The organism is Leptospira ilyithenensis, from assembly GCF_004771005.1.
Taxonomy (GTDB): domain Bacteria; phylum Spirochaetota; class Leptospiria; order Leptospirales; family Leptospiraceae; genus Leptospira_A; species Leptospira_A ilyithenensis.
In genome coordinates this window covers 1-499 of sequence record NZ_RQHV01000008.1, presented here as the reverse complement: position 1 = coordinate 499, position 499 = coordinate 1, and the positions used below count along the sequence as shown (strand labels likewise).

Annotated in this window: 1 rRNA gene; it reads right to left on the bottom strand. The window is 45.7% G+C overall.

Annotation, left to right across the window (positions count from 1 at the left end):
* Positions 1-299 precede the first annotated feature (299 nt).
* Positions 300-499: ribosomal RNA gene (locus tag EHS11_RS02500) — 23S ribosomal RNA — on the bottom strand; the annotation flags it as partial.

Genomic DNA, 499 nt, shown 5'->3' with positions numbered 1-499 from the left:
AGCATTTATCCGCCTAAAACAAAAAAGCCTCCGATCTTACGACCAAAGGCTTTCCCAACTTTATACGACAAAGTATTTCATATTTATTAATCATCACCACCTCTTCCTCCTTCTAAACCTTCCTGATCTTATACAAATTAGGGAAAGCCAACCGGAGCGACCCATAGGGAGCGAGGTTTCGGACTTTCGCGGAGCGTAAGCCTAGCGAAAAGTCCGTCGGTGCGGACCACCAGACAGTGATTAAAAAAACGAGAGACGATCTCTTCTACATACACGTTAATTAACGTGTATATTGTAATATGGTCAAGCTTGGCGATTAGTATCACTTGGCTGAATCCATTACTGAACTTACACCTGTGACCTATCAAGCGGGTCGTCTGCCCGGACTACAACAGGTGCGATCTTATCTTCAGGTGGGCTTCCCACTTATATGCTTTCAGCGGTTATCCCGTCCGAACGTAGCTACTCTGCGATGCTCCTGGTGGAACAACAGATACAC